The sequence below is a fragment of the Akkermansia sp. RCC_12PD genome, assembly GCF_036417355.1.
Lineage (GTDB): Bacteria > Verrucomicrobiota > Verrucomicrobiia > Verrucomicrobiales > Akkermansiaceae > Akkermansia.
Genome location: NZ_CP143889.1, coordinates 715300 through 740536, shown reverse-complemented (window position 1 = coordinate 740536; position 25237 = coordinate 715300). Strand labels below are relative to the sequence as shown.

Annotated in this window: 20 protein-coding genes; 17 read left to right on the top strand and 3 right to left on the bottom strand. The window is 55.3% G+C overall.

From position 1 onward, the window contains the following. Positions 1-106 precede the first annotated feature (106 nt). The 12 genes from V3C20_RS03080 (at position 107) to V3C20_RS03025 (ending at position 13296) form a co-directional block, all read left to right on the top strand. On the top strand, positions 107-736 hold the full coding sequence (locus V3C20_RS03080) for a L,D-transpeptidase (RefSeq protein ID WP_130083549.1): 630 nt from the start codon (positions 107-109) through the stop codon (positions 734-736). A 59-nt stretch (positions 737-795) separates the two neighbouring features. Further along, on the top strand, positions 796-3261 hold the full coding sequence (locus tag V3C20_RS03075) for a penicillin-binding transpeptidase domain-containing protein (RefSeq protein WP_330935418.1): 2466 nt from the start codon (positions 796-798) through the stop codon (positions 3259-3261). A gap of 276 nt (positions 3262-3537) precedes the next feature. Beyond that, entirely contained in the window at positions 3538-5772 is a 2235-nt protein-coding gene (locus V3C20_RS03070) for a hypothetical protein (RefSeq protein WP_130083547.1), read from the top strand. 313 nt (positions 5773-6085) lie between these two features. Next, a complete protein-coding gene (gene atpB / locus V3C20_RS03065) occupies positions 6086-7009 on the top strand; it encodes a F0F1 ATP synthase subunit A (protein ID WP_161981323.1) in 924 nt (307 codons plus the stop codon). A gap of 83 nt (positions 7010-7092) precedes the next feature. Then, positions 7093-7311 (top strand): ATP synthase F0 subunit C, encoded by a 219-nt coding sequence (locus V3C20_RS03060; RefSeq protein WP_067572806.1) that lies wholly within the window; start codon positions 7093-7095, stop codon positions 7309-7311. A 100-nt stretch (positions 7312-7411) separates the two neighbouring features. Further along, positions 7412-7939 (top strand): ATP synthase F0 subunit B, encoded by a 528-nt coding sequence (locus V3C20_RS03055; RefSeq protein ID WP_130083545.1) that lies wholly within the window; start codon positions 7412-7414, stop codon positions 7937-7939. An 8-nt stretch (positions 7940-7947) separates the two neighbouring features. Further along, positions 7948-8355: a F0F1 ATP synthase subunit delta gene (locus tag V3C20_RS03050; RefSeq protein ID WP_130083544.1), complete on the top strand. Its 408-nt coding sequence runs from the start codon at positions 7948-7950 to the stop codon at positions 8353-8355. Positions 8356-8374: 19 nt separating this feature from the next. Then, positions 8375-9907 carry a F0F1 ATP synthase subunit alpha gene (gene atpA / locus V3C20_RS03045; protein ID WP_130083543.1) on the top strand — a complete coding sequence of 511 codons (1533 nt, stop codon included), beginning with the start codon at positions 8375-8377 and terminating at the stop codon, positions 9905-9907. A 21-nt stretch (positions 9908-9928) separates the two neighbouring features. Then, on the top strand, positions 9929-10801 hold the full coding sequence (atpG, locus tag V3C20_RS03040; protein ID WP_130083542.1) for an ATP synthase F1 subunit gamma: 873 nt from the start codon (positions 9929-9931) through the stop codon (positions 10799-10801). 75 nt (positions 10802-10876) lie between these two features. After that, complete coding sequence (gene atpD / locus V3C20_RS03035) at positions 10877-12295, top strand: F0F1 ATP synthase subunit beta (protein WP_067572814.1); 1419 nt, start codon at positions 10877-10879, stop codon at positions 12293-12295. Positions 12296-12319: 24 nt separating this feature from the next. Next, positions 12320-12742 carry an ATP synthase F1 subunit epsilon gene (gene atpC / locus V3C20_RS03030; RefSeq protein ID WP_130083541.1) on the top strand — a complete coding sequence of 141 codons (423 nt, stop codon included), beginning with the start codon at positions 12320-12322 and terminating at the stop codon, positions 12740-12742. Beyond that, complete coding sequence (locus V3C20_RS03025; RefSeq protein ID WP_149874555.1) at positions 12742-13296, top strand: DUF5069 domain-containing protein; 555 nt, start codon at positions 12742-12744, stop codon at positions 13294-13296. Before atpC ends, V3C20_RS03025 begins: the two co-directional genes overlap by 1 nt. A 242-nt stretch (positions 13297-13538) precedes the next feature. Here the strand turns inward: V3C20_RS03025 and V3C20_RS03020 are convergent, their stop codons facing one another. Together V3C20_RS03020 and V3C20_RS03015 are read right to left on the bottom strand one after the other, a co-directional pair. Continuing rightward, a complete protein-coding gene (locus V3C20_RS03020; RefSeq protein WP_149875355.1) occupies positions 13539-13916 on the bottom strand; it encodes a hypothetical protein in 378 nt (125 codons plus the stop codon). Between the two features lie 149 nt (positions 13917-14065). After that, entirely contained in the window at positions 14066-14548 is a 483-nt protein-coding gene (locus V3C20_RS03015; RefSeq protein WP_330935417.1) for a hypothetical protein, read from the bottom strand. A 109-nt stretch (positions 14549-14657) separates the two neighbouring features. On the opposite strand from V3C20_RS03015, the gene V3C20_RS03010 reads away from it, so the two are divergent. Further along, complete coding sequence (locus tag V3C20_RS03010; RefSeq protein WP_330935416.1) at positions 14658-20615, top strand: RHS repeat-associated core domain-containing protein; 5958 nt, start codon at positions 14658-14660, stop codon at positions 20613-20615. Between the two features lie 154 nt (positions 20616-20769). Here V3C20_RS03010 and V3C20_RS03005 read toward each other — a convergent pair whose 3' ends face one another. Further along, entirely contained in the window at positions 20770-21285 is a 516-nt protein-coding gene (locus tag V3C20_RS03005; protein ID WP_130084015.1) for a SprT-like domain-containing protein, read from the bottom strand. On the opposite strand from V3C20_RS03005, the gene V3C20_RS03000 reads away from it, so the two are divergent. From V3C20_RS03000 to V3C20_RS02985, 4 genes are all read left to right on the top strand, one after another. Beyond that, entirely contained in the window at positions 21252-22568 is a 1317-nt protein-coding gene (locus V3C20_RS03000) for a DUF5009 domain-containing protein (protein WP_130084014.1), read from the top strand. The two genes, V3C20_RS03005 and V3C20_RS03000, sit on opposite strands and share 34 nt — an antisense overlap. Before the next feature lie 95 nt (positions 22569-22663). Beyond that, positions 22664-23806: a dTDP-4-amino-4,6-dideoxygalactose transaminase gene (gene rffA / locus V3C20_RS02995; protein ID WP_130084013.1), complete on the top strand. Its 1143-nt coding sequence runs from the start codon at positions 22664-22666 to the stop codon at positions 23804-23806. Continuing rightward, positions 23803-24300 carry a GNAT family N-acetyltransferase gene (locus V3C20_RS02990; protein WP_130084012.1) on the top strand — a complete coding sequence of 166 codons (498 nt, stop codon included), beginning with the start codon at positions 23803-23805 and terminating at the stop codon, positions 24298-24300. The genes rffA and V3C20_RS02990 overlap by 4 nt, the downstream gene beginning before the upstream one ends. Further along, positions 24297-25235 (top strand): glycosyltransferase family 2 protein, encoded by a 939-nt coding sequence (locus tag V3C20_RS02985; protein WP_130084011.1) that lies wholly within the window; start codon positions 24297-24299, stop codon positions 25233-25235. Before V3C20_RS02990 ends, V3C20_RS02985 begins: the two co-directional genes overlap by 4 nt. Positions 25236-25237 lie beyond the last annotated feature (2 nt).

Genomic DNA, 25237 nt, shown 5'->3' with positions numbered 1-25237 from the left:
GGATATATACGCGAGAAAGGGCTTTTCTTTATCATTCCGTGAAAACATGCCGGAGCGGGAGGGAATCGTGCTTGATTTCCGCAGTTGGAGAGGGTAAGCAAGCCGCATGCCGCGCGCGCCCATTACCCTCCTCCTTTTCCTGTGTGTGTCCGTGCTGCTGGCGGGGTGCTCCTCCTCCACGAAGGCTCCCAACGGCAGGCCGCTGATGAAGGACGGCAGGTATGCCTCTTCCTACAATGCCTTTGTGGCGGACCCGAATTACCGCCATACGCGGGACGTCTGGTATCACGACGCCCGCATCAGCCGGGCCGGGACGAAGAACAGCAAAATTGTCATTCATCTGAAGAACCAGCGCGGCGTGCTGTGGGTCGATGACCAGGTGGCCATGGATTTCCCCGTCTGCACCGGAAGGTCCACCCATGAAACGCCGCGGGGCAGGTTCACCATCATCCAGAAGGATGAGGATTACCGTTCCCGGTCCTACGGCAGCGTATTTGACGTGAGCGGCAAGTGCGTGAATTCGGACGCGACTTCCTCCTCTCCCGTTCCGCGCGGCGGCAAGTTCATCGGAGCCAAAATGCCGCTGTGGATGCGCATTCACGGAGGAATCGGCCTGCATGTGGGGACCGTGTACCGGGATGCCAATTCCCACGGGTGCATCCGGGTGCCTGTGGAGGCATGCCGCATTTTGTTTGACAAATGCGGCCTGGGAACGGCCGTAGTAGTTCAGGAGTAAGTGCAAGCGCGAATAATCGTTGATTCCTGCCCGTACATTTGACACACTTCCGCAAGTTCATGAAAATGATGGCTTTGATACGTTCCCTGGTATTGCTGGCAAGTTTGGGCGCCTTTGCTGCGGACACGGCCTGCGGCCAGGGCACCCGCAGGGGCAGTTCTTCACGCAGGGCGGTCTCCGCGGCGGCTCCGGCACAGGTGTCTGGAGAGGATGACACCGTAAAAACCGTTGACCTGGGTGGCAGGAAGACTTCTGAGGGCACCGCTTCCGGGGAGAGGGAAGGGCTGGGTGATGTTCCGGAAATGCCCAGGGAAACGGACACGGAGCAGAGCGGGCTGGATTCCCTTTCCCTGATTCCTTCCTTGAACGGCGGCCGCCTGGATGCCGCGCGCGAGGCCCACACCAGTACGCGGCCTTCCGCTAGGACGATGGCTCTCCTGATTCCCGCTCCTCGCGGTCCCATTCTGGACCGCCATGGAGAGCCGCTGGCCGTAACGCAGGTGGCCTACCAGCTGGCCTTGAGGTTTGAGATTTTTGAGAATCCGGACAGGTCCCGCGTCGTGGAGTTTGCGCGCAACTGCCTGGAGCAGGCAGAGAAAATATCCGGGAAGGCATGGACTTTTTCCGATGACCAGTTCTGGAAGCATTATGAACACCGCCGCTGGCTCCCCCTGCCGCTGACCAACGTGATCCGCGCGGAAGATGCGGAGAAGCTGAAGGACAAGGTGAAGAACATTCGCGGCCTTCAACTGATGCCCATTTACATCCGGTATTATCCGGAAAAGTCCGTTGCAGTACATATTGGCGGCTATGTAGGTTCCCGCGACAAGCTGCCTACGGGGCCTATCAACCACATGGATCCCCTGTTTCAGCAGGTGGAGGGGCGCGCCGGACTGGAGAAGGAATTCAACAAGGCCCTGACCGGAACGCCGGGCGTATGGCGCCTGATGTTTGACGAGGACGGCAACAAGATTCTGGACGAACTGCAGATACGCCCCAAACCGGGCGGCGCCGTGGTGACCACCCTGAACCTGAAATGGCAGCGGGATGCGGAACGCATCCTTTCCCGCGGCAAGAGACGCGGCGCCATGGTGGTTCTGGATTGCGTGACGGGTGAAATACTGGTGATGGCCTCTACTCCCTCCTACGATCCGAACCTGTTTATTCCGAATATTTCCCAGAAGGATTACGATGCCCTGCGCAATGACCCTGCCGGTCCGCTGGGCGCTCGTGCATTCCAGGGACGCTACCCTCCCGCTTCCACGTTCAAGGTGCTGACTGTCGCCAGTGCTCTCAAAAACGGGAAAATTACGGAGAATGACGTGATTGACTGTCCCGCTTCCGTTACGATCGGCAACCACGTGTTCAAGAACTGGAGCAAGGTGCCTCTGGGGCCCGCCAATTGTGTCCGTGCCCTGGCGATGTCCAACAATCCGTTCATGTACCAGATGGGACTGAGGCTGGGAGCGGAAGCGCTGATGGATACCGCACGGGCTTTCGGCCTGGGCGAGCGCACGGGGCTTCCTCTTCCGGATGATCCCGGCCTTGTTCCTACCAGCGAGTACATGATCCGCAATTACAAGCGCGATTTCATGCCGGGGGATGCCGCCAACCTGTCCATAGGCCAGGGTCCCCTGCTGGCGACGCCTCTCCAGGTGGCCCACATGATGGCGGGCGTGGCCAACGGCTATCTCCCCAGGCTTCAATTGATCAAGCAGATCCAGGACGGCAATTCCAATGTGGTTTACGCTCCCAGGCCCCAGGAGGTGCAGCGGCCGCTGCCCGACTATGAAAAAGCCTTGGCCAGCGTGCGCAAGGGGATGAAGGCCGTCATTGAAGGCGGTACGGGCGGCCGCGCCCGCCTCTCCTATTCCAGCATTGCGGGCAAGTCCGGAACGGCCCAGTGGGGGCCGGAGCGGGAAGACAAGCGCCTGGCCTGGTTTGCCGGGTTCATGCCCTATGAAAATCCCCGTTTTGCGTATGTGGTGCTGCACGAAGGGCGGCCGCATGAAACCCTGGGCGGGGGAGCTGTTGCCGCGCCCATCGTGAAAGAGTTTTTTGAACTGGAAAAGAAGGATATCAAGGCCATCATCGACCCGCCCAAGGATGACATTCCGGTAGCGGAACCGGTGGAGGAAACTTCCGCTACGGAAGCGGCCGCCATCCGTGAGCAGGGCCGCGTTCCCGCCGTAGTCCCGGACAACCTGCCTCCCGGCCTGTATGATCCGGAAGGAATGGAGCCTATCAAGGTTCATGAAATTCCCGCTGATCTGGACGATTCTTCCGATGCCGAAATCAAGGCGACTCCCGTGGGCGGCGTTCAGCGGAGTGCCCGGCGGACGGCTCCTCCGCTTTCGGAGGACCCTTCTGCGGCTCCGCTGGCTCCGCGGCGCGGGGATTCCGACTACATACCGGGTTTGCCCCGCCAGATTCCGCGTCATCTCAATCATACCGTTCCCGTGACGTCTCCCGCTCCGCGGGCCCCTATGCCGGCGGATGATATACCGATGGCGGAAACTCTTTAAGAATAATTGACTGTGACTGCGAATGCATTGTGACTTCCCTGTACGGAAGGGAATGACACGCAGGCTGCCGCGGCTACGAGTGTGAGGGAGGGGAGAGGTGTTGTCCCGTGGTGGCAGAGGGTGAGGCGCCTCGTTGATGCCGCTGCTGTTCCTCATTATGCTTGCGTCACACGGGGAGAATGCCTATATACTGTCAATGTTGCATGTCGATAAGGCTGTTGTGGCCGGATATCCGGCTGCCCTGAGAGGTGCATTAAGACCCCATGTTGCAAGACAATGAAAACCCATTATCTTTACTCGATACCCTGTGTGGCGCTGACTTGTGCCCTTGCCGGATGTTCCGACGACAATAAGAATTCTTCCGGTAAGCCGGGCCAGGATGCCGCGGCGTCCGCCCCGGCTGCCGCGATTGACCTGAGCAAGCCGGTCACTGCCGATCTGGTGGCGAAACGCGCCGAACGCCTGGGCATAGCCGCCCTGTTTCCCAGGGAAATGAGCATGGTGACGGGTGTTTATGATATTCCCGGCATGATCAAAGGCTTCCAGGGCCTGAATATGTTCAAGACATGGGGAGCGTGCGAAGTGGATGTGGAAGAGGAGGATGAAAGTATCGCTATTTCTGGAGAGGACGGGGACGAGGTTGTCGTGAAGGAAGATCTTTCCGAAATTACCGTCAAAAAGGTGGACAGTCCGGTTATTGACGCCATGGTCGGCTTCGGACCCGGATGGGCGGCCTGGCTGGACAGCGCCCAGGGGGCCTTTGGCAGTATGGGGCAGAACCAGATGGAGTCGATGCTGGACATGTACACCCTCTTTTCCTCCGTCAGTTCCGGAGTGCAAGGAACTCCTGAGGCTCTGTCCGCCAGAACTTCGGTAATGATGAACAGGACTTTCAAAACGCTCGCTCAATGGGCTGCTCTGGTCGATCTGCGGCCTTCACAGGACAAGACGGCTCCGGTGATGGTCGCCGCCAAGCTGACTCCCGATGCCCTGGCCCAGGTCCAGTCTGCCCTGAAGGATGCCAATCTGCCGGAAGATATGGAGCTGCACGGCATTGTGTCTCTGTATGACAAGACATACAACGGCCTTGCGTGCAAGGTGGCGGAAGTGGACTGCAAGAAATTGCGCGCCAAGATAGAAGAACACCTGAAGGATGTTTACTCAGAGAATTCCATTACTCCCGAAACCAGGGAGCAGATCAACGAGGCATTGAAGCGCCTTGATGATTCCAAGCTGTATGCGGTCGTCGGTTTCGTCAATGACACGCTTGTAGGCTTTGTGACCGCGAATCCCGAATTGCAGGTGCATGTGGCCGCTTCTCCGCAAGATTCCGTCGTTGCCCGTCCGGATTTCAACATGGCGGACGGCCAGCTTCAGTATCCCGCCTACGGATTGTGCTTTGTGGACAAGGCTTTGATGCAGGCCACGCTGAAGTCCGATATAGCCATGTACAAGGGCTATCTGACCGGCTTGAAGCAGGTGATGGAATTCCTCGGCAAGGAATGGAAGGTTGCGGATATGGCTCCGGCCCTGTCCTCTCTGGATTCCATTCAGGGAAATATTCTCGGCTTCTATGATAAGATAGCGCGTAACGCCACGCCCGTTTCCTGGTATTCCTGGCAGAACCAGGGGGTTCATCTGGAAATAGCCATGTACCCGATGGACTGCTACAAGCTGGATGCCCCCACGGCCATGAATTCCGTGCGTCCGGGGGCGGATACCGTTCTTTACTGGTCCGGCGCCGTCAACCATGAGACGGTGGACATGTATTATTCCCTGATTGGGGATGTTTCCCAGATCGTGTGGGACTACGCCAACGCCTACATTGCCGATCCCAAGAATAAGGTGAGCGACCAGGTGCGCATGGCTGCTCCTATGATCCAGATGGCCCGTCCCACTATTGAAGAACTCTGGAAGGCCCAGAAACTGGCCTGGAACGGGATGACCGGCGCAGGGGCTTATGTGGTGGACATGAAGGGAGCTCCCAATCCCATGCTTCAGAATGTTCCGTCCCCGCGCTTCTCCCTGGTGTATGAGATCAAGGACCGCGCCGCTCTGGCGCAGGCCTGGCAAAAGGTGATCGATGCTTCCAAGACGATTGTTCCGCTGGTCAGCCAGGGCAAGATGACGGAACTGCCCGCTCCCAAAGCCACTACGGAGGGAGATGTTACGACGTACGATTATCAATGCCCGATGGGTCCTGATCTGAATCCGGTGGTGAGCGTGTCCGATAGCCGCTGGGCTCTCAGCATGCCCAAGGCGTTCGGTGACGAAGTCCTCAAGGAGTCCATGAAGGCTCCCGGTCAGGTGGCTCCGATGGAGTTCCAGTTGAACTTGGTTCCGGTCCGGGATGCCTTGAAGAGCGCCGCTGACGGAAACAAGGACATCCAGAAAGCCACCAAGGCCCTGGACGTGATCACCTCCGACATTACGGGCATTCATGCTACGGGCTACAAGGCTGGAGACGGCAGGGACGTGTACCACATTCATATTCTTTCCGCCGGCAAGTAAATCTGCCATGACGTTTTGCGGGGGCCGCTTCACCATACGTGGAGCGGCCCTCTTTTTTATGCGGTGCGGAAGAAAGCTCCGCCTTTTCGGAAAGTTCAGGGGTGTTCCCAACCCCTTCTTTCATGGCGGAGAGGGTGCAGGAACAGGACAATTCTCCTGGGGAGTATGAAATTATGAACAAATGTATACATTTTATTCACGTGGCAAGTTTTGGACTTGCCAAGGGTAGGGCGAAAGTCCACAATCATCACTGTCAAATAAAGGAGATACCTTTTATTTGACGGAATGGACACAAGCAATGGCTAGAGAGACAATGAGCAGATTTTTCCAGTTCCTGTGGTTGGCGGTGGCAATGGTGTCCGGAATGCTGGGCGGCACTGCCCAGGCAGCGGAGGAAAGCGGAGGCCATGGGCTGGACCAGGCGGCCCCCCACCTGTTTTCCCTGCCTCTTCCTGGAGGAATCGAGTTGCCGGTTTCCAATTCCATGCTGATGCTTTTCCTGGCTATTCTCCTCATCAGCGTAGTGGTATGGCTGGCTACGCGTGCCATGAAGATTCTTCCCTCCAGGTTCCAGAACATGGTGGAGTATTTTTTTGAAACCCTGTACAATTTTGTGGAGTCCCTTCTGGGGCCGCGGCTCACCCGTAAGTATTTCTGGTACTTCGGCACCATTTTCACCATCATCCTGGTCAGTAATTACATGGGGCTTTTGCCCGGCGTCGGCACCATTACCTATCATGGGGTCCCCCTTTTCCGCGGGGCGAACGCCGACCTGAACGTGACCATGTTCCTGGGACTGTTTTATGCCGTGATGTGGCTGTACTGGAGCATTCGGGAGCAGGGGCTGAAGCATTTCTTCCTCCATCTGTTTGGTCCCAAGGGGGGGATGAAGGGGTTCATGGGGGCGGTGCTGGTGCCCATTTTCATTTTCGTGGGGATTGTGGAGTGCCTCAGCATTGCCATCCGGCCCATTGCGCTGGCCGCCCGTTTGTTCGGAAACATTTACGCTGGTGAGACGATCATTGAAACGATGTCCCACATGTTCGGCCCCCTGGGAAGCGCCTTGTGCGTACTTCCATTCCTGGCCATTGAACTGCTGGTCGGCTTCATCCAGGCACTCGTATTCCTTCTCCTTACCGCCATTTTCCTGAAGCTCCAGATAGGCGATGAAGATTCCCAGAGGCACGACACTCCTCCGGAATCCCTGCCGGAACCCGGAGCCGGGAACAAGCCCTGAACCGGGTGCAGAATTTCCGTTTCCGACCATGGGCAAACCGTGGGGGAACGTTCCAACAACAAAAAACATAACCAACAGACAATATGATTGATCCTACCGCAATGGCTTCCCTTGCCGAACTGTCCGGCAATGTGGGGTTCGGCCTCGTTACCATCGGCGCCGGCCTGGGCATTGGCATGATTGGCGCGAAGGCCGCTGAATCCACCGGGCGCAATCCCGGCGCTTCCTCCTCCATCATGGTGATTGCCATCACGCTGGCGGCCCTGATTGAAGGGGTGGCCCTGATTTCCATTTTCATGTAGTCATGAATTTGCTCCGTTCCCGGGCGGCGTGGCCCGGCCGGGAACGGCCTTCCCCTTTTCCGGAGTATTTTCTCCGGCATGTTCCAACCAATTCATTTTTATGCTGCAAATCATAGCCGACCAGTCCTGGAACCCTTTCGCGCCCTTTGGCGTGACAAGCTGGGAGCCGTTTCTAGCCAACCTGATCGCCTTCATCCTGATGGTGGTGATTCTGCGTTACGTGGCATTCAAGCCCATCCAGAATATTCTGGAAAAAAGGCGCCAGCGCATTGAGGAAGGCGAGGAAATGCGGGAGGAAAGCGAACGCCAGCTGGCGACCGTGAAGGAACAGACGCGGGAAATGCTGGTGGAAGCTGGTGAAAAGGGGCAGGAGAAGATAGACGCCGCCAAGGCCGCGGCCGCCCGTTTGCTGGAAGAGCAGGAAGCCGCCGCTTCCGAAAAGGCGGCGGAAATCATCAAGAAGGCGCATGAGCTTTCCGCTCTGGAACAGCAGAAGGAGCGCGACGCCCTCAAGGAGCAGTTTGGCCAGCTGGTGGCGCTTGCCACGGCCCGGGTTACCGGAAAGGTGTTGACGGAGGAAGACCAGCGGCGCATCAACCGGGAGGCCATTGACAGCCTGGATTCCTGAATGTTTTTATGAAGATCGGCAAGGACACGCAAAACGCCGCGCGCAGGCTTTTCCGGCTCTGCATGGACGGCAATTCCGTGGTGGAAGACCGGGTTCGCCTGGTTGCCCGGAGAATCGTGGAACGCAAGCCCCGCAATTATGAGGCCCTGCTGACCGCTTTTTCCCGCATGGTGGAATACGCCGTGAAAAGCCGGACCGCCACCATCCGGAGCGCCGTGCCCCTGACGGACGAGGAACGCTCCCAAATCCAGCAGAAGCTGGCCGCGAAATACGGCGAGGGCCTTTATTACCACTGGGAGGTTGCCCCGGAACTGCTGGGCGGCATCCGCATCCAGGTGGGCGACGATGTGCGCAACGGTTCCGTACGCTCCAAAATAGACCGGCTGGCCGATCTGGCCCGCTCCCTTTCCAATTAACCAATGAACCATTTTTCCCATGAGCAACATACTTCAAGAACTCGAAGCAGAAATTAAGAAAGCCACGGCTGCCGTCAGCCAGGAAAACGTGGGCGTCATTCGTTCCGTGGGGGACGGCGTCGCCAAGATCGAAGGGCTGAGCGGCGTGATGCTCAATGAAATGCTTGAATTCCCCGGCGGCGTAATGGGCCTGGCGATGAACCTGGAAGAGCACGAAGTGGGCGCCGTCATCCTGGGTGACGATTCCGACCTGAAGGAAGGGGACATCGTCAAATGCACGGGCCGTCTTCTTTCCGTTCCCGTGGGCCGCTCCCTGCTTGGCCGCGTGGTGAATACGCTGGGCGAACCGATTGACGGCAAGGGGCCGATTGAGGCGGAAGCCTATTATCCCGTGGAGAAGATCGCCTCCGGCATTATTTCCCGCCAGTCCGTTTCCGTTCCGGTGCAGACGGGCATTCTCCCCATTGACGCGATGATTCCCATTGGCCGCGGCCAGCGCGAGCTGATCATCGGCGACCGCGCCACGGGCAAGACCGCCATTGCGGTGGACACGATGATCGCCCAGGCGGAACAGAACCGCCTGGCGGAGGAAGGCAAGCTGCCCGATCACCAGCCCCTGTACAATATTTATGTGGCCATCGGCCAGAAGCGTTCCAACATCAGCCGCCTGGTGGCCAAGCTGGAGGAAACCGGGACCATGAAATATTCCATCGTGGTGGCCGCTTCCGCGTCCGATCCCGCCGCCATGCTGTATCTGGCGCCGTACGCCGGGTGCGCGATGGGTGAATATTTCATGGACAAGGGGGAAGACGCCCTGATCGTGTACGACGACCTTTCCAAGCACGCCGTGGCCTACCGCCAGATTTCCCTGATTCTGCGCCGTCCGTCCGGGCGGGAAGCGTATCCCGGCGACGTGTTTTACCTGCACAGCCGCCTTCTGGAGCGCGCCGCCCGCATCAACAAGGAGCACGGCGGCGGTTCCCTGACGGCTCTCCCCATCATCGAGACGCAGGCGGGCGACGTTTCCGCGTATATTCCCACGAACGTCATTTCCATCACGGACGGCCAGATATTCCTGGAGACGGATTTGTTCTACCAGGGGGTGCGGCCTGCCATCAACGTGGGTATTTCCGTATCCCGCGTGGGTTCCTCCGCCCAGACGAAGATCATCAAGAAGCTGGCCGGCTCCGTGAAGCTGGACCTGGCCCAGTTTACGGAATTGCAGGCCTTCGCCCAGTTCGGTTCCGATCTGGACGCGAACACCAAGGCCAAGCTGGCGCGCGGCCAGCGCATCGTGGAGTTGTTCAAGCAGAACCAGTACGAACCCAAGTCCCTGGGGCTGGAGGCCGCCGACCTGTACGCGATGCAGAAGGGATATTTTGACGACGTGCCGGTGGACCGCATCAAGCAGTGCCAGAACGCCTGGGAGGCCTACCTGCAGGACCAGCATCCGGATCTGCTGGAAAGCATCCTGCAAGTGAAGGACCTGACCCCTGAGATAGACGCCGGGCTCAAGGCCGCCATCGAATCCTTCAAGCTCAGCTGGAACTAACGATTACCGGAGCACTGAACCATGGGCAACCTGAGAGACATCAGACGCCGGATCAAGTCCGTCAAAAACACGTCCCAGATCACCAGGGCGATGCAGATGGTGGCTTCCGCCAAGATGCGCCGCGCCCAGGAGCAGGCTGTGAAGGGCCGTGCCTACATCCGCGCTCTGGCGGAAGTGCTCTACCATCTCCAGGATGAAATAGATACCAATTCCAGCCCCCTGATGCAGAGCCACGGCGGCGTGGACCTGGTGCTTCTGGTGAACACGGACCGCGGCTTGTGCGGCGGCCTGAACGCCAACCTCATCAAGGTGACGCGGGAGGCCGCGCCGGAAGGCGCCCATTATGTCACCATCGGCCGCAAGCTGAATGCCACGCTGGCCAGGCTGGGGGATCAATTGGATGCCACCTGGAGCTTGACGGACCCTCTTTCCCTGTTAGAGCTGAAGCCCATCTTTGACTTCCTGCTGAAAAAATTCAAGGAGGGGGAATACAGCCGCGTATTTGTGGCCTTCTCCGGCTTTGTGAACACAATGGTGCAGAAGCCCCTTTTCCGCCAGTTGCTGCCTATTGAGCAGGACCCCCTGATGAAGATGGCCAAGGCCGGGGGCGCCTCTCTGGACGGGGCGGAGGCCCACAAGCAGTTCCTGCTGGAACCGAACCCCACGGACTTGCTGAATACGATTCTGCCGCTGTACGTCTTCCACGGGCTGGTGCAGATCGTGCTGGAGGCCCGCGCTTCCGAGCATTCCGCCCGCATGGTCGCCATGAAGGGCGCCACGGAAAACGCCAAAAACATCATTAACGGACTTACGCTGGATTACAACAAGGCGCGTCAGACGCAGATTACCAACGAATTGCTGGAAATCACCACCGCCATGCGCGCCATGGAATAAGGATACCGCCAGCTTTCACCCATCCCCCAAGCAACTTTTCCCTTCATCATATTTCAATATTAACATTTTCTCATTATGAATAACACAGGCACTCTCGTTCAAATCATCGGCGCCGTGGTCGATGCCGATTTTTCCCGGTCCGAAACGCTTCCCGCCCTGCTCAATGCCCTGGAAGTGGATTATGAGATCAACGGGCAGCGCAAGACCCTGGTGCTGGAAGTCCAGCAGCACATCGGCGACGGCTGGGTGCGCGCCGTGGCCATGAGTTCCACGGACGGCCTGCGCCGCGGCATGCCCGTGCGCGATCTGGGCCACCCCATTGAAGTGCCGGTGGGACCGTGCGTTCTGGGCCGCATTTTCAATGTTCTGGGTGAAGCCGTGGACGAGCGGGGCAAGCCTGACTGCGCCGGGGTGAGAAGCATCCACCGCAGCGCTCCCCCCCTGGACGAACAGTCCACCAGTACGGAGGTACTGGAAACGGGCATCAAGGTGATCGACCTGATCTGCCCCTTCCTGAAAGGCGGCAAGGTCGGCGCGTTCGGCGGTGCCGGCGTGGGCAAGACCGTGCTCATCATGGAGCTGATCAACAACATCGCCAAGGCGCGCAGCGGCCTTTCCGTTTTTGCCGGGGTGGGGGAACGCACCCGCGAAGGGAACGACCTGTACAATGAAATGATTGAATCCGGCGTCATTAATCTGGAAAAGCCGGAGGAGTCCAAGGTGGCCCTGGTGTACGGCCAGATGAACGAGCCGCCGGGGGCGCGCCTGCGCGTGGCCCTTTCCGCCCTGACCATGGCGGAATATTTCCGCGATGAAGAGCATAAGGACGTGCTCCTGTTCATCGACAACATTTTTCGTTTCTCCCAGGCGGGGTCGGAAGTGTCCGCCCTGCTGGGCCGCACCCCGTCGGCCGTGGGCTACCAGCCGAATCTGGCGGAGGAAATGGCGGACCTTCAGGAACGCATCACATCCACCCGGAACGGTTCCATCACGTCCATGCAGGCTGTTTATGTCCCTGCGGACGACTTGACGGACCCCGCTCCCGCCACCACCTTCGCCCACCTGGATTCCACGGTGGTGCTGGAACGTGCGCTGGCCGCCCAGGGCCTGTTCCCCGCGGTGGACCCGCTGGCCTCCACTTCCAAGGCTCTTGCCCCGGAAACCGTGGGCGAGGAGCACTACCAGGTGGCGCGCGGCGTGCAGATGGTCCTGCAGCGCTACAAGGACCTTCAGGACATGATTGCCATTCTGGGCATGGACGAGCTTTCCGAAGAAGACAAGCTCATCGTCAGCCGGGCCCGCAAGATCCAGCGCTTCCTGACCCAGCCCTTCCATGTGGCGGAAGTCTTCTCCAGCATTCCCGGCGCCTATGTGCCCGTGTCCGAAACGGTCCGCGGGTTCAAGGAGATTCTGGAAGGCAAGCTGGACATGGTCTCGGAAGACGCCTTCTTCATGCGCGGCAGCATAGAAGACGTTCTCAAGGAGGCCAAATAACCCTTTTCCCGATCATTCCGTACCATGAGCATGGAGTTCAAAGTCATTACCCCGGATGAAGTGGTGGTCTCCGCCAATGTGGAGTATGTGTACCTGCCCGGCAGCCTTGGTGAAATGGGGGTGCTGGACCACCACACGGCCATGATCACTTCCCTGGAACCGGGGGAACTCCGCTACAAGCCTGTGGACGGACCGGAGGAAAGCATGGTGGTGGGAACCGGATTTGTGCAGATCAACGACGACCATGTACTCATGGTGACGGATTTGGCGCTGGACTCCTCCCAGATTGATGAAAGCAGCGTGGAGCGCGCCATTGAGGAAGCGCAGGAAGTGCTGAAGGCCCGTTCTGAAATGTCCCGCGAGGAACAGGCGCGGTTTGAGGCCAGCCTGACCAAGCAGATCATGATGCTGAATTTCAAACGCAAGCACAGAACCCCCGGACGGTGATGGAGGAAGATTGGAACGATACGTTTTACGACCTTTTCCGCGAAGCGGTGGGGCGCTACCATGAAGGCCACCGGAATGTGGACGGCTTCTTCACGGACCAGGAGATCATGTTTCTGTCTTCCATCGGCTGCCGCACGAGGGAATTGTTTGACTTTGTGGAATCCTATGCCCGCACGGGAGCTCCGTCTCCTACGACGGTACTGCTGATAGCCGCGGCGCGCCGGGATTTTTTCCTGATTATCCAGCATGGCCAGTTTTACCAGGGAAAACCCGTGATCGGGTATGATTTGCCCGGATTCGGAGATGAGCTCAGCGGCCTTCCCTACCTGCCGCGTCTGATTGCCAAGGCGAGAGCCAAGCTGGCCGGGTCCATGGGAGACGATATCATTTACTGCTGTGAAAACGACCGCCGTTTTTTCCGGGACCACGGCCACATTCATCCTGCCGATTTTCTGCGCGTAGTCTGGGCCGCCGGGGACAGCGATCCAAAGATTTACGACTATGTGCGCCAGTGCGCCCTGAGCTCTGCGGCAAAGCCCGTGGAGGAAGAGTAGCTGAGGCAGGTATTCCTTGGTTTCTGTTTTTCAGAAATAGGATTTTTTGAATGGAATAAATTCCTGTTCCGGCAATCGGCTATAATTAAGGCGTTGATTCTAGCGCAATTTTCATTTTTATTCTGGTATTTCTAAGAAATTTATCGGAAGGGATAAGGTCTTTTCTTGTGTATTACCTTCCATTTCAAAAATGAAATGAATCCTAACGTTTCAGGCGTCTTTCATTTGGGTGACAGAAAGTTCTACATTGTCCGCAAATCATTTGAACCAACCTGATTTACAAGACAATGAACAATACCGATAAAACCCTGGAACCCCGCTATCCCTTCGTTCCCATGTTCGCCAACGGCCTCCCGCAGGCCGACTTCTACGTCAACGGCATCACCGCCCCCGTTCTCATCTCCCCACGTTCCGCTTCCGGCGACACACGCCATGAATGGACCGGGTACCTCAAGATCATGAAACGCGGTACCTATTTCCTTTCCCTGGACGCCGATTCCTCCATCTCCCTGGCCATCCCATTCAAGAATGTAGAGTTCACGAAGGAAGCAAAGGACCTTTCCGTGAAGCCGGAGAGCGTCGTGCTGGAACAGGGGTATTACTGGTGCCGAATCGTCCATGAATACCACCCCGCCCTGGGCTCCGGACAGGAGTTCTGCATTGCCGTTCTTTCCGACAAGGCGGAGGCGCCCGATATTAATTCCTATCTCAATTCCAATATAACTCCGCCGGATAGGGAAGGGGAGGAAGTCATCACCCTGGTCAATCTTTATCGGGACGAGGAAGAAGAGACCACCTCCAGCAGCTCTTCGGAAGGGGGAGGGGATGATTTTGAGTTTGATCCCAAGTCAAGCAGTTCCAGTTCCAGCTCCAGTTCCAGCTCCAGCTCCAGCTCCAGCTCCAGTTCCAGCTCCAGTTCCAGTTCCAGTTCCAGTTCCAGTTCCAGCTCCAGTTCCAGTTCCAGTTCCAGTTCCAGTTCCAGCTCCAGCTCCAGCTCCAGCTCCAGTTCCAGTTCCAGTTCCAGTTCCAGTTCCAGTTCCAGTTCCAGTTCCAGTTCCAGTTCCAGTTCCAGTTCCAGCTCCAGCTCCAGCTCCAGCTCCAGCTCCAGTTCCAGTTCCAGTTCCAGTTCCAGTTCCAGTTCCAGTTCCAGTTCCAGTTCCAGCTCCAGCTCCAGCTCCAGCTCCAGCAGCAATTCCTCTTCCTCCTCCAGCGGACCGGAAGAAGAAGGCTGCCCATGCCCCTGTTCCTGCAAATGCGAGGAAGAAAGCGCTCAATCCGAGTGTGACAAGAATGGAGGACCCAACTCTGCCGGAGGCCACTCCTTCGGCGGCAACCCGGATGATGCCGACGACTGTGAAGGCATGCTGGAAGTCGGCGGGGAAAACTCCGGAGGCGGGGGTGAAGGAGGCGGCGCAGCTTCCTTCAGTTTCCGGGCCAATCCTCAATGCTCCATTGGACTGCGCTACAAGCATCCCCTCGAATGGACCTGCTCCTGGGACTCCGCTTCCCGCCAGGCAACTGTCAAGCGCCCAACCGGCAGCTCCATCTCTTTCCGCGCCGCCGCCGGAAGCGCCGACGCTCCCGTTTCCGGAGGCTCACGCAAACTCAACTACAGGGTCCGGCTGCTCAACCGGGACAAGTCTCCCTGCACTGACGGAAATCCCATTTATCTGGACATGGTCCAGAGCAATGGAAGTACCCTGCGCTTCTCGGCTTCCACCGGCAAGGTTGTTTCCCTGATTTCTTCTTCCGGGGTGGAAACCACGGCGGAAGCCTATGCTGCCAAACTCCAGGTCAACCGCCATCCCTCCACCGGCGCCATCCAAAGCATCTGGTCCCAGTCGCAGGGTCTTCTCCAGGCAGTGCCTGAAGGCAACAAACTCACCCTGGAGTGGTACTCCCCCTCCCAGGTGAACAAAACCGCCCGGAGCGTAACTGCTTCCGGGACTCCCTACAAGACGGTCAGCTATGAAAATACTGTCAAGGATGGAGAACCCGTGATGCTCATCACCGAGCAGAGGCAGGGCATGCCCGCCTTCCGCACGGAGCGGAAAGTGGAAGGCAACCATGTAACTATCACCCAGGGTGAAGGGGACGAGCGCATCGTACGGCGGATTGAGCGCAATTTCCTGCCCGGCTCCAAGTGGGAAATGATTGAGAGCTACCGCAAGATCAACGAGGAAACGCCCGTATCCTGCGTACGCACCGTCCAGAAGAGCACGGACGGCGGCTGGCTGACCATCAGCAGCACGGAAGGCTACGATACTCCCCTGGCCCAAACAACACTCTACACGTATAACGACCAGTTCCGCGTGTCATTGGAAATCAAGCCCGACGGAGGCTACACGCGCTATGAGTACGACGACCAGGGCCGGGTGGTTCTGGAAGCAACACCGTGGGCAGGAGGAGGAGAAAAAGGAACACGTACCACCTATGCCGACCTGCGTTTCAATGATTTCAGGCCGGCAACGGAAAGGGAAATCATCATTGCCCAGGACGGAACGGAAACCGTTCTGAACCAAAGGAGCTACACTTATGAAGACAGCCCCGAAGTCAACCGCACGACAGTGACCGAAACAGCTTTGGGCTCCGACCAGGTTCACACAAGCGTCTCGGAGACTTATGGGGAAGCAGCACAGTACCCCTACGCCCGGGGAAGACAGAAGATGAGCCAGGGTATCAACGGCGTTCAGACCGTCTATACCTATGAAGCCACCACGGATCATGGTGCTCTCCACAAGGTGACCTCCACTGTTCAGGCAAAGGGGAGCATTGTTCCCGGTCAAAGTACCCGGAGTGTTGAGTACATTGCTCAAAACGGCACCACCACACGGATGGAACAATATGTCCACACAGGTGAAAATTGGTCTCTGATTTCTTCCGAAGACTACCAATACGACGCCGAGCTCAAACTTGTCAAAACTACGAAGGCCAATGGCAGAACCAGTACCACAGAATGGATGTGCTGCGGGCCCTTGAGAGAAACCGACGAAGATGGCATCACAACCAGCTACGCATACAACTCGGCCAAGCAACTGGTGGAAACCATCCGATCGGCAACCGAAACCACTCCCGAAACCATCACTTCCTACATGAGAGATGCGAAAGGACATATTCTTTCCACGCGCCGAGATGTCGGTTCAATGACCACGGTTGAAAGCACGGAGTACGACGATTTGGGAAGGGTTATTTCTGCAACGGATATCCTTGGACGTGTAACCAGGACTCAATACAGTGATGATCAACTCACCACTACTGTTACCACTCCTTCAGGGTCTACCTTGATTACCAAAACCTATTATGACGACTTTATTCTTCTCCAGACAGGAACCGGTCAGCGAGAAATCGAAACTCAACTTGAGTTGACACAAGAGGGCATCCTCACCACAACCCTGTCCCGGGGAGTCGTTTTTTCCCGAACTCTTCAAAATGGATTCGGTCAAACTATCCGACAGGAACAGCCCAATACTTTGGAAGGATTTATTGTCACCAGTAACACTTATAATAGCAAAGGGCAACTCATATGCACGCGGACAGAAGACATGGCACCTGCCGTAACGGAGTACAATGAATTGGGCCAAACTGTAAAACAGACTGTTCTTCTGGATCAATTGCATCCGGGTGATCCCGCTAAAAACAGGATATCGGAAAGTTCTTCCTGCTACCAGATACGGGAAGACGGTATTTATCAGGTACAAACCTCCATAACTTATAATGCCGAGGGGCTGCCTCTCACCCAAACTGCAGAAACCATGGTTTCGCAGTTGAATCCTGTACTGGAAAGCAAGACTATTGCCACTGATGTGTACGGCCAGCAGAGTGTTCAATGGACGGAATACACAGCTCCCACCAAACGCACCCGGTTCAGCCGTATTCCCACTTCGGATATTGTTGCTGAATCCCTCGTAGTGGACGGATTTGGTGTGAGTCAGACCGATCACGCAGGAATTTGTTCTTCACAGGAGCGTTCCTACACCTCTGCAGGCATGATTCAGCAGGAGGCCGATGCCAGAGGTAATGTTACTGCCATCGAAACCGACCTGGCCGGACGCCCTATCAGGACAACGGACGCACAGGGCAATATCACTTTAACCGCCTACTCTCCCTGCTGTGACGCTCCTTCCTGCATCACGAATGCTCTGGGAGGCACCACCTGCTATTCCTACGATATCCGAGGCAGAAAGATTGCCGAGTACGGTACAGCCGTCCAGCCCTCCTGCTTTGCTTACGATGAAGCAGGCCGCTTGACATCGTTAACCACCTTCAGGGCGAATGAAGGCGATATTACCACCGATCCTTCCAACCGTACCGACGGAGACACCACCACCTGGCTCTACGACACGGCCACGGGACTGGAACTCAAGAAGACCTATGCCGACGGCTCCTGTGTTTCCAAAACCTACGACAGACTCAACCGCCTGAAAACTCTTACCAGAGCCAGGGGTATTGTAACAACTTATCAGTACGCTCCGGCCACCGGGGAATTAGTCTCCGTCTCTCACAGTGACAACACCCAGCCATGGCTCTACTCCTACAACCACCTGGGACAGATGATCACCGTTTCCGACGCTTTAGGTACTCGAGAGTTCTCTTATGACGCCTATGGGAGAAGCCAGCAGGACACTTCCTTTGGAACGGTGGAAAGCAGCATCCAGGAGAAGTACGATTCCTTTGGGCGTCCCTGCGGATACCGCCTGATGATCGGAACCCGCACCGTGCAATACTCCCATCTTGACTATGACCACAAAGATGCCATTATTAGGGTGAATCTGGAAGGCTTGGATACTCCTTTTACGTGGGAGTATGATGAAACCAGCAGCTTCCTCAAGCAATTATCCTATCCCAACGGCATGGTTCGCAGGAACACTTATCATCCCAGGCTCAATCTCCTGGCCTCCATCGGCTATGAGGACGCCGGAACTGGCGACATGTTGGCCGGACATGTGTACCAGTACGATAACCTAATGCGCCCGATCCAGCGCCGGGACTCTTGGGATGATCCTACAGCGGGAGCCACGAGAAACTTCACCTACAACGGCAGAAGTGAATTGACAGGGGATCAGATACAGCAAAGAAACAACTTTGCCTACCAGTACGACAACATCGGCAACCGCAAGATATCCCGTGAGCTGGAAAAAGAAATATCCTACGGAGCCAACGAGCTCAACCAGTACACAAACATAATTCAGGCGGATGTTTCCTTTGACCCTCTCTATGATGCGGACGGCAACCAGACAAGAATTAGAACCTCAATGGGGATTTGGAATGTTTGCTACGATGCCAATGACAGGCCTGTTTCCTTCACCAGCGAAGATGGCCGGATCACCGTCACCTGCGGCTACGACTATCAAGGACGTCGCTTTGAGAAAAAAGTTGCTGTCAGCGGAGCCATTACGAGCCACGTTTATTACTTGTATCGGGGTTATCTGCAAGTTGCCGAGCTAAACATGATGCATCCCATGCCCGTGCTGGAAAAAAGCTATTGGTGGGACCCGACGGAACCGACAGCCACGCGCATCCTGATGATGACACGTTGGAAGCAAAATGGAAAAGAAGTGGAGAAAAATCTTTATTTTACCCATGACGCATTGAAGAATGTCACCTCCATTTTCGATGAACAGCAGGCACAAAGGGCCCGCTATGAGTATGCCCCCTTTGGTGTCCTCATCACGGCACAGGGAGACATGGCTCAGGACAACAGGTTCAGATTTTCCTGTGAATGCATGGACGATGAACTGGGACTTGTCTACTACAATTACCGCCACCTCAACCTTATGGACGGCAGGTGGATTAACAGAGATCCTATTGCGGAACAGGCGGATTATAATTTGTATAGATTTGTTAATAATAGTAATAATGCCATAGATTTTCTTGGAATGAAACCCCAATTTAAATTTGAAAAACGTCAATGCTCTTTAACTATGCAAGTAAAGTTAATTGCGAGAGCAATACCTGGATCGGGATTAACTGTTGATCAAAGTGTAGAAATACGTAATCAAATGGTGGGCCACATCAAGGAAGTGTGGAACCAAGTTTATACCACAGATCCTTATATGATTTTTCCCAAGAAACTCGATCCTGCAAAATGTCCTTGCTGTAATGGAATGAAGCCTCTTGTCAATTTTATTAATGGATCGTTGGATGATTATGATTTATATTTACATATATATAAAGGAGATGGAAGAAGTTCAGCCCGACCTTTCCCTGGGTACGGACATAGAATTTTCCCGTGTGATAATGGTCATATGAAATATTATCCTCAAGACTCTAATTCACATCTTTTTGCTCCTTCGCCAGGTTTTGTCCCAGCTCATGAATTTGGACATGGATTGGGACTTTGTCATCCTGGTGAAGGAAAATCTTCTTATGGTGTTAAAGTACTTTTATGGGGAAACAGAACTGTTCAAGCTCCTTATGTTTATGAAGGGAAAGACTTGAAAGAGCGCTTGGTAAATGGAAGAGAGGATTTAATGGGAGTTGGATTGGGATTACGTGATTTTTATTTTGAAAGGTGGCAACAGTATTTGAATCAAAGATGTCCTGATTGCGAATATTTTATTAAAAAGGCAATTCATTTGGCCTCTTTTATTGGGGCAATGGTGCTAATTTTTTCCGGCATATGTGGCAATGTTATGGCAGAGGAAGACAGTCGGGTTTCTCCATTCAAATCATTAGAAGAGGACGGTTTGTTGCCTCCTATGCAGGAAAATGAAGATGAGGTGATAAAAGAAATAGACAATGATCCTGTGATTTTTGGTTCCAGACCTTCGCCTTTGCCCTTACCTTACAATAAAGGAGTAAAAACGCTGACCGCAAAGCAGGCATCAAAACATGTTTTTTCCATTATTCCCCATTGGACTTCTCTAGTGACGTGGGAATGCGATTCACTTCCCGGAGTATATACCGAAGTTATTTCCCCTCCGGCCCTTTGCTCTCAAACAAGGGTATTATTAAAACGCAATGCTCAATCGGGGTACGCGCATCAATGGCGTGTGGGATATATGAAAGATGGAAAAGAACATGTATTGGATTTGTTCACCACTAAAAATCAGAAAGGCTACTCTATAAAATTGGGAGAAAAAATAATACCATGCAATCTAGCAGTAGGGACAATTCAACAAGGACGCTCAAGCATGCTATCGTTTGGTCTTTATGATATGTATTCCTGGTTTCATGAATATGAAGACGGGCGGACATTGATATTCATCACATACCGTGTAGAAGGCTGGTATGGAGAATTATATTTCAGCAATCGGGAATCACAGGTTTATTACCATGGTTCCTTATATGTGTCTGAAGAAGCTGCAGCGAGCATGTAGCAGATAATTAGAATATCTATCGAGAATTTTTTATATTATACACATTTTCTTATACTGATTAACGGAGTTCTTTATTTTGGTTTCTTATGCTGTGTAGCAACTGTATTTATAATGGAATTACAGTAGAGGAATGGTTTTTTCTCCCTGACTGAGCTTATTCGTTTTCATAAGGTTCCAAAGCCAGTTGTCCCAGCGTTTCCGGGCGGTTTTTCAACGCCAGGCGCTTGAGGTGTTTGGCGAAGGCAGGGCGGCGATGGTATTTGGCTACGATTTCCCCCGTTGTTTTCAGACGAAGAATGTATTTGTACGTGGTGACGCGGATGGCGTCCTGTCTGGCCGCGGCGCGCGGAACGGCTCCTATTTCCCGGCAGATGCGTTTCCACAACGGGCCATGGGTACGTTCCCCATGGCGGACCCACGCCAGGGCATGAGCTATTTCATGCAGGACGGTGTCCCGGATTTCATGAGGCGCCTCCAGGTTGGCACGGACGAAATGGATGGAAAGAGTAATGCTTTTTTCCTGAAGGCGGCATACGCCCAGCCTCCTCCGTGCCCGGTCCCACCCGAATTGCCAGTCATGCAGCCCGTATTCATCCAGTTTCAAACGGGCATAGGCTTCTATCTCCCGGAAGCAGGATGGTCCGCCGGCTTGTTCATTCCCCGTGGTCATGTGAAGTCTATGGTACCACGTTTGTTTCCGGGAAGGATACGCACAAGGAGATCATGACAGAGTTGCTTGGTTTCCGCGGAAAACAGGAAAAGAGAAAGCCGTTTTTTCTTTCCGGAAGAGGGAAAGATTGGACGCCTGATTTCCGTATTGGGAATATTGCCATGGATTCAGCACCTGATACCCGGCCGCAGAGGATCGCCGCCATTGATGCACTGCGAGGTTTCGACATGTTTTTTTTAACCGGGGGGCTGGCTCTTGTCGTTGCCGGCATCAACCTGTTTTATGAGAAGAGCCCCGCATGGCTGCTGAAACATGCCGCGCACGTCCAGTGGGAGGGGTTTGCGGCCTGGGATCTGGTGATGCCGCTTTTCCTGTTCATTGTGGGTACGGCCATGCCGTTTTCCTTTGGTCGGCGCATCGGTTCGGAACCCGTATGGAAGATTTATTTCAAGGTAATTAAACGGGTGGTGGTGCTGTTTTTGCTGGGAATGGTGGTGCAGGGCAACCTGCTGAGTTTTGAGCCGGACAAGATGTCGCTGTACTGCAATACTCTTCAGGCCATTGCTTCAGGCTATCTGATTGCGGCCATCTGCCTGCTGAATTTGTCCATACGCTGGCAGGTGGCGGCCACGGCCATTCTGCTGGCCGCCTACTGGCTGGTGATGAAGTTTGTTCCTTTCTCCGATCCTGCCGTTGGGTCGTGCGCAGCGGGAGTTCTGGAACCCGACAGGAATGTGGCCCTGCTTGTGGACAAGTACCTAATGGGGCCCTGGCAGGACGGCACGAATTACGCGTGGATTCTGGGACAGTTCGGTTTTGGGGCCATGACCATGCTTGGATTGCTGGGCGGCCAGATGTTAAAGCAGATCCAGGGGCACGGGAAAAAGCTGCTCTGTCTGGCTGCCGCCGGGCTGGCCTGTCTGGCGCTGGGGTATTTCTGGAGCCTTGATTTCCCCATGATCAAGAAGTTGTTCACCAGTTCCATGGTTTTGTGGGCCGCCGGCTGGTGCTATCTGTTTCTGGCCCTGTTTTACGTGCTGACGGATGTTCTGAGGCTTAACTGGCTGACGTTCTTTTTCTCCGTTATAGGGAGCAATGCCATTTTCGTGTACATGTGGACGGAGGTGTGCCCGCCCACGCGCAATTTTTCGCGCGTGCTTTTTACCGGATTCAGCGAGTGTTTCGGCGACGGGCGGCAGTTCGTTTTTTATTTATGCAATTACGCCCTGATCTGGGGCGTCCTGTATTATCTGTATAAAAACCGGACGTTCATCAAGGTATAGGCTTGTTTTCAGTCCTTCATCCATAGTAGGGTCTGCTTCATGCGGACGGAGCCGTTCGTCCCGGGGTGAGATGCCCGCAGATTTCTTTTGGAGCCATGAATATTCCTTTTAACCAACCTCATGAGCACGGTCCCGAGCTGGATTATATTCGGGATGCCATCCATTGTGCCCATTTGTCCGGAGATGGCAAATACACCCGGAAGTGCCATGAGTTACTCGTAGAGCGCACAGGCGCCAAAAAAGCGCTTCTCGTCCATTCCGGAACCGCCGCCTTGGAAATGGCCGCCCTGCTGATTGGCTGCAGGCCCGGAGACGAGATCATCATGCCCTCCTATACGTTTGTGTCCACCGCAAACGCCTTCGTTCTGCGCGGCGCGGTGCCGGTGTTCGTGGATATCAGGCCGGATACCCAGAATATTGACGAGACGCTGATTGAAGCGGCCATTACGGAGCGGACGCGGGCCATTTGCGTGGTTCACTACGCGGGCGTGGCGTGCGAGATGGATACCATCATGGATATCGCCCATAGGCATCATCTGTACGTGATTGAAGATGCGGCCCAGGGCGTGGGTTCCTCCTACAAGGGGCGCAAGCTGGGGTCTATCGGACATTTGGGGTGTTATAGCTTCCACGAGACCAAAAACGTCATTTGCGGCGAGGGTGGAGCCCTGCTGGTGAATGATTCCGCATTCATGGAACGGGCGGAGATTATCCGGGAGAAAGGAACGAACCGTTCCAAGTTTTTCCGGGGACAGGTGGACAAGTACACCTGGGTGGACGTAGGGTCCTCCTATCTTCCCGGAGAGATGACGGCCGCCTATCTGTATGCCCAGCTGGAACATGGACGGGAGATCAACGGTGAGCGGCTGAAATGGTGGAACATGTACCATCAGGCCCTGGAGCCGCTGGAAAAGGCGGGTATGCTGAAACGCCCCCGCATTCCGGAGGATTGCGTGCATAACGCTCATATGTATTACGTTCTCCTCAATTCCCTGGAGGAGCGCACCAGCCTGATCGCCAAACTGGCGGAGGGGGGCATCAAGGCCGTGTTCCATTATATTCCGCTTCATTCCGCTCCGGCAGGCGTTAAATTCGGGCGTACCTCCGGCAGCATGGAGTGCACGGACCGTACCAGTGATACCCTGCTCAGGCTGCCCTTGTATTATGACTTGGGCGCGGAGGGCTGCCGCCGCGTGTTGAAAGCCGGTTTCGGCATGGAAGGAGCGCCGGAGTCATGAAGCTGCGCCTGGTCAATGTGTCCGACGTGGACGAAGCCATGCACGCACAACTCCGTGCATGGCGCAATTCCGATGTGGTCAGCCCTTTTTTTCTGCTGGACCAGGTAACAGAAGAACAGCACCATGCATGGCTGAAGAAAAACATCCGCGGGGAGAATGCCTGCGCCTGCGTGATTTATGCGGACCAGGTCCCGCTCGGGTTGGTGTATTTGCCGTGGTTTGACCGGGATTCCCGTCAGGGCGAAATCGGTATTTATATTTATAACCGGGATTTTCAGGAATTGCGGCCTGCTTCCTTTGCCTATGAAGGGATGATTGGGTTTGCCGCAAAAGAACTCGGTTTGAAACGCCTGTGTGCCCGGATTCTGGAGAATAACGCCAAGTCCATTCATTTTCATGAGCGCATGGGTTTTGAGTTTTCCCCGGAAGATACGGGTGAATGCGTCAAGAACGGGGAGAGGAAACATGTTCTGATGTATGTGAAAGATTTATGACTGATCCGCAGATTCAATTGTCCATGGCGGCCACCGTGTACTGCACGGGGGAGTATTTGGCGGAGTTCTGTTCCCGCTGTTTTTCTGCCGCCCGTGCGGCTGGTTACGATCCGGACCGGACGGAAGTGGTGCTGGTGAATGATGGCTGCCCCAGGGACGGGCTGGAACGGGCTCTGGCGGAGCGCGAGAAGGACCGGAGGGTGCGGGTGGTGGATTTGTCCCGCAATTTTGGGCATCATCTGGCCATGTATGTGGCTTGCGAGGAAGCCCGTGGGGAGAGGATATTCCTGATTGACAGCGATCTGGAGGAATCGCCCGAATGGCTGGCGGATTTTTCCAGGGAAATGGACGACACGGGGGCGGATGTAGTGTATGGCGTGCAGGAGAGAAGGAAGGGAGGCTTTTTTGAGGCCGTGTCCGGTGAATTGTTTTATACCTTGTTCAATCTGCTTTCCGACCAGCAGATCACGAAGAATATGGTTACAGCGCGTCTGATGAGTGCCCAGTTCGTGCGTGAGATGTTGAAGTTTCAGGACAGGGAACCTTTCTTTTTCGGTCTGTGCGTTGCCACCGGATTCCGGCAGGTGCCGTGCACGGTGAAGAAGGCTTCCTCCTCCCCTACGACTTATACGTTCCGCAAGAAGATGGCGCTGGCGATCAATTCCGTGGTTTCCTACAGTGCCAAGCCTCTGGTGTATATTTCCTATTTCGGGCTGGCGGTGACTTTGGTAGCCATGCTGTATGTTGCATGGATTCTGGGGCGGCAGTTGCTGTATAATGTGGCGCCAACGGGCTGGGCATCCTCCGTGGCTTCCGTCTGGCTGGTTGGCGGCTTTATTCTGATGAGTCTGGGCGTCATTGGCATCTACATTTCCAAAATTTACACGGAAACCAAGCACAGGCCTTCCGTGATTGTGGCCCGGCGTTATGAATGATC